The sequence below is a fragment of the Dethiosulfatibacter sp. genome (genome assembly GCF_983023055.1).
Genome location: NZ_CEZJXU010000141.1, coordinates 1 through 5,381, shown reverse-complemented (window position 1 = coordinate 5,381; position 5,381 = coordinate 1). Strand labels below are relative to the sequence as shown.

Annotated in this window: 5 protein-coding genes; 3 read left to right on the top strand and 2 right to left on the bottom strand. The window is 40.0% G+C overall.

What is annotated here, in order from left to right; translation table 11 throughout:
- Positions 1-403, bottom strand: a 403-nt coding sequence (locus AC3AX0_RS06400; RefSeq protein WP_487549473.1) for a methylated-DNA--[protein]-cysteine S-methyltransferase, incomplete at its 3' end; no start/stop codon positions are given.
- Between the two features lie 14 nt (positions 404-417).
- Positions 418-1,935: an Ada metal-binding domain-containing protein gene (locus AC3AX0_RS06395; protein WP_487549472.1), complete on the bottom strand. Its 1,518-nt coding sequence runs from the start codon at positions 1,933-1,935 to the stop codon at positions 418-420.
- A gap of 303 nt (positions 1,936-2,238) precedes the next feature.
- On the opposite strand from AC3AX0_RS06395, the gene AC3AX0_RS06390 reads away from it, so the two are divergent.
- The 3 genes from AC3AX0_RS06390 to AC3AX0_RS06380 are packed head-to-tail and all read left to right on the top strand — an operon-like array spanning position 2,239 to position 5,303.
- Entirely contained in the window at positions 2,239-3,480 is a 1,242-nt protein-coding gene (locus AC3AX0_RS06390) for a 3-isopropylmalate dehydratase large subunit (protein WP_487549474.1), read from the top strand.
- An 11-nt stretch (positions 3,481-3,491) separates the two neighbouring features.
- The gene (locus tag AC3AX0_RS06385; protein ID WP_487549471.1) at positions 3,492-3,995 is read left to right on the top strand and encodes a LeuD/DmdB family oxidoreductase small subunit; all 504 of its coding nucleotides are present in this window, start codon (positions 3,492-3,494) and stop codon (positions 3,993-3,995) included.
- 57 nt (positions 3,996-4,052) lie between these two features.
- Complete coding sequence (locus tag AC3AX0_RS06380; RefSeq protein ID WP_487549470.1) at positions 4,053-5,303, top strand: 3-isopropylmalate dehydratase large subunit; 1,251 nt, start codon at positions 4,053-4,055, stop codon at positions 5,301-5,303.
- Positions 5,304-5,381: the final 78 nt, after the last annotated feature.

Here is a 5,381-nt window from a genome sequence, read left to right as displayed (position 1 = left end):
CACCGCCGATAGCCTGTGCAGACATGGTTTCCTTGCCCATGATATTTGCCACTTTGGCTCCTAAATTTCCATAGGTGACAGTACAACCTATTGGTATTTTCAGAAGCTCTTTCCATACCAATTGTCTGAATCCACTGCCTGAAGGGGCAAGTGGAAGGTTAAAAGCTTTTCTGTTGCCTTCTTCGTATTCCTTCATTTGAATGTCAAATTCCCTTATCACTTCGATTATTTTTTGAAGAGTATTGCTACTGTCGACAAATTCAATCCTTTCATCTTCGGAAATATCTTCTATCCAGCAGGCATCTTCAGGGATATCGGGAAAATATTTCTGACCCTCAAACCATAATCCTGTAATTTTTGCATCCTCGTCAACGGCAACTATTATATTGCCCCATTTTATCATTCTTTTGAAATAAATCACTTCTCCACCTCATCCTTTTTTTCCATTAGATCCCCTCGCCACAATGCTAATGTAAAATAGCTTCGCCAAGGTCTGTATTTTTCGGCATAGACCACCGCAAGTTCCTCATAGAGTTTGTTCAATTTATATTTTGATAGTTCATTTCGCTCTAACAAAGGGATACCCTGACCATCATTCAGCAGAGGAAGGATATTATTTTTGACAGCTATATCCGTCACAGGAAATGCATCGGGCCAGCTCATCCCTCTCATTGACAGGTATTCTGCCGTCCATGGTCCGATACCTTTTATTGCTGTCAGCTTAGATTTGAAAACATCAATATCTTCTGTGAAAGTCAGTTCTCCAGATTTAATGGAGTTGGCTAGTCCCATTATGGAGGTGGTTCTAGAGCGTATCACTCCAAGGTTTCCAAGAATGTCATAAGCCTCTTCTCCCAGGTCATGAAGTATTGACGGTTCAGGGAAAAGGTGGTTGATTTCTTTCCATGGAGTAACAATTTCACAGCCAAGTTTTTCTGCAACCCTTCCTGAAATAGTCGTTGCAGCTTTTACGGTTATCTGTTGGCCAAGGACTGCTCTTGTTGCCATCTCAAAGCTGTCAAAACATCCAGGAAGCCTTATGCCGTCAGGCAGTTCTTCAGGTAGTCTCCCGGGAACAACATCAAGGTCAAATACTCTATGTACCAGGGCGATAATCTGAACCACTGATTTTTCAAGACTGTTGCTGATTCTCAAATTCACACGGTTATCATCCGGTACAGGCATGACTTCTATCCAGCCTGTACGGATTGTTTCACCATCTTTTATTCTCAAGGATCTTCTATAATAGCCTTCAGCAGATACCCATTCAACTCCAGGGATGGATCTGACGGCAAAGAACTTCATCATATAATTCCAGTCATAAGGAGGTCGATAAAAGAGACGGATTGACAAGGCTTCTCGATTGTCCTTGTTCAATTTTTCCTTTCGGATATTACTTGGTGTCAAGTCGTAATGTTTCTTTAAGGCTGCGTTGAATCTGGAGCTGCTGCCAAAGCCTGCCATTTCTCCGATTTTCGTTATGCTTAGATTTGTATCAGTAAGAAGCCCTTTGGCCAGAAGCAGCCTTTTTGTCATTATATAGTCTTTAGGGCTGACTCCTGCTTCTTGTTTGAACACCCTGTTTAGATGTCTTGGACTGATTCCTAGAAACTCGGCACACTTTCCTACAATTTTCGGCTTGTATTTATGTTCTTCAAAATATTCAATTATCATTTTAAAGAGCTCTTTTCCCTGGCCAAACTCTGAATAGCTGGGAGCCAGTTCAGGCCTACAGCGAAGACATGGACGATATCCATTGGCTTCAGCTTCAGCGGCGCTTTTGTAAAATGTGCAGTTTTCAGACTTAGGCGCAGGAACCTTGCAAACAGACCTGCAATATATTCCTGTTGTTTTCACAGCCATATAGAATACTCCGTCAAATCTTGCATCATTGGCTTTTATAACTTCATAGCATACATCATGGTTCAGTTCCAACTTCTCACCTACTTTTCTTATTCGTGATTATTCTCTATTTAGAGTATAGCACAGCAGATGACGAAAAACCTCTCGTTTTCGGACATAAAGATAGATGAAATTTGATAAAGAGACTACAGAAGTTAAAAGTATTAATTTTGTTGGAATTTAGAGTTTTAATTTATGTGTAAATAATATAAAATATAATTCATGGAATTATTTCCAACTTAAAGAGAGTTATATGTTATTAAAGCTTTATATAGAGGAATACTTTGAAAGGAGATTTTATATTATGAATGAAATAAAAAAATGCGGGGTGACATCATGGGCATGACGATGACGCAAAAAATACTGGCAAAAGCATGCGGCATGGAATCTGTCAAGGTAGGGGAGATACATGAAATCAATGTTGACCTGGTTATGGTTACGGATGTAATGTTCCCTCTCGTTCCAGACATCCTTGAGAAAATGCAATGTGAAAAACCATATAGTCCGGAGGATGTACTGGTCGTAATAGATCACTATGCACCTGCTCCAAATATAAGTTCTGCCAATCAGAATAAATATACAAGAGAGTATGCGAAGAAATATGGATTTAATGTTATTGAAAACCAGGGCGTATGTCATACCATACTTCCTGATATGGGATATGTTTCACCGGGCAGTGTAATATTGGGAAGTGATTCTCATACTGTAACCTATGGTGCACTTGGAGCTTTTTCATCAGGTTTGGGAACTACAGACATAACAGCTGCAATAGCTACGGGACATTTGTGGATGAAGATTCCAAGTGCAATCAAGGTAGTACTTACAGGCAAGCCAGGAGACAATATTCAGGGCAAGGATGTAATACTTAATGTTCTTGGAAGAATCGGCGCCGAAGGGGCCAGATACAAGAGCATAGAAGTGACTGGAGAAGGTCTTAGTCACCTTGGTATAGATGACAGGTTTACTATGGCAAACATGTCTATCGAAGGTGGTGCAAAAAACTGTGTAATAGAGCAGGATGAAATCACTAGAGAATACCTGAAAGGTGTTATAAAGGAAGAGTTTGAATTCGTAACTGCTGATGATGACGCCGAGTATGATGAAGTTATTGAAGTGAATCTCAGTGAGATGGTTCCCCAGGTGGCTAAACCGTCGTCTCCGGATAATGTAGTGGCTGCCAGCGAAGTAGCTGGAACAAGAATTGATCAGGTGTATATCGGGTCTTGTACAAATGGAAGGATATCCGATTTAAGAAAGGCTGCTAAAATACTTGAAGGCAAGAAGATCCACGAGGATGTGAGACTTTTTATTACACCTGGCTCTCAGGAAGTATATATGAAGGCAGTGGAGGAAGGACTTATGAAGATATTTATTGATGCAGGAGCCTTTGTCAACGGACCTTCATGTGGTGCATGCTTCGGTGGACATTTCGGTATAATCGGAGATGAAGAAGTTTGTCTGTCCACTACAAACCGTAATTTCGTGGGAAGAATGGGCAGCAAGAAAGGTCTTGTATACCTTGCTTCGCCAATTACAGCTGCTGCGTCTGCATTGACAGGCGTCATAACGGAATATTAGGAGTGTGAAATATGGAATTTAAAGGAAAAGTATATAAATATGGAAAGAATGTGGATACCGACGTAATCATTCCTGCAAGATGCCTTGTTACAAAAGTGGAAAGCGAGCTTGCAGAGCATTGCATGGAAGACATTGATGCCGAGTTTGCCTCAACTGTTGAAGATGGTGACATTATACTGGGAGACACAAACTTTGGATGCGGAAGCTCCAGGGAACAGGCCGTAATTGCTATCAGAGGATCAAAAGTAAGACTTGTTGCAGCAAAGTCCTTTGCTAGAATATTCTATAGGAATTGTGTAAACAATGGTATATGTCCACTGGAAATTAATGATGAAATATATGGCAAAATAAACCACAAGGACGTCGTATCATTTAATATAATTACGGGCAAGGGATACAACCACACAACAGAAGAAGACCTTTTATTTGAACCTATGAAGGGAAGGGTTCTTGAGTTGTTACAGGATGGAGGCATTATCGAGTCTGTCAGAAAAGAGATGAGCGAAAAAGCATAGTTAAATAAGACAAAAGAATATTACATTTTACAAAATTCATAGAGGATAGGTAAAGTCATGAATGAAATAGAAAGAATTATTGCAAAACATTCTAATGTTGATGTTGTCAAGCCCGGCGAAATCGTGGAAGTGGATGTTGATTTGGTTATGACCAATGACGGAACTACAGCCCATAATATTGATATATTTGAAAATGAGCTTGGATGTGAAAAGGTATGGAACAATGAAAAGCTTATAATGATAATGGACCACTATATTCCAAGCAATACAATAGCGGCGGCAAACTCCCATAAGGCAATGAGGGAATTCGGTATAAAAAATGACCTTAAGTATGTATATGATGGAGTTGGGATTTGTCATCAGCTCATGCTAGAGAAGCATGTTGAGCCTAATCAACTGATCATAGGTGCAGATTCCCATACATGCAGCTACGGTGCAATAGGAGCTCTTTCAACAGGAATGGGTTCCACTGATATTGCTGTATCTTGGATAGATGGCAAAACATGGCTGAAGGTGCCTGAAACCATTAAGATCATACTTGAAGGTAATATGAAAAAGGGCGTTTATGCAAAAGACATGATACTAAAGATTATAGCAGACCTGACTGCAAAGGGAGCAACCTATAAGGCTGTTCTTTTCGAAGGATCCGCAGTGGAGGCCATGACAATTTCTGAAAGAACTACTCTTTGTAACATGGTTATTGAAGCAGGTGGAAAATTCGCCTATATTAAGCCTGATTATAAAGTAAAAGAGTATATGTCTGCCCAGGGAAGAGAAGTAGATTTCGTCGATGAAGAATGCAATGATGGTGAGTATGAACAAATTATCAAATATGATGTTTCTGAAATTGAACCGCAAATAGCTTGCCCTCATTCAGTAGACAATGTATGTGATTTAAGTGAAGTTGAAGGAATGGAAATTGATGAATTCTTCATAGGAGCCTGTACAAACGGACGTTACGACGATTTGGAAATTGCAGCGGACATATTGAAGGGTAAAACAATAGCACCAAATGTACGACTGATTATAACACCTGCATCAAGAGAAATATACAAGAAAGCGGCAAGGGAAGGACTTCTTGAGATATTCATGGACAGCGGAGCAATGATATGTAATCCAAGCTGCAGTACCTGCTTTGGAGCGACTGAGGGTCTTCTAGGAGATGGTGAAAAACTTCTTTCTACTGCAAACAGGAATTTCATTGGAAGAGTTGGAAGCAAGGATTCCTTTATATACCTGGCAAGTCCTGCCGTAGTTGCTGCATCGGCAATAACTGGAAAAATCAGAGACCCAAGGGAGGTATTGTAATGAATAAGGTAATTAAATTCGGAGACAATATAGATACGGATCAAATTGTTGCAAGTCAGCATTTAAGTTTGCCAAGCA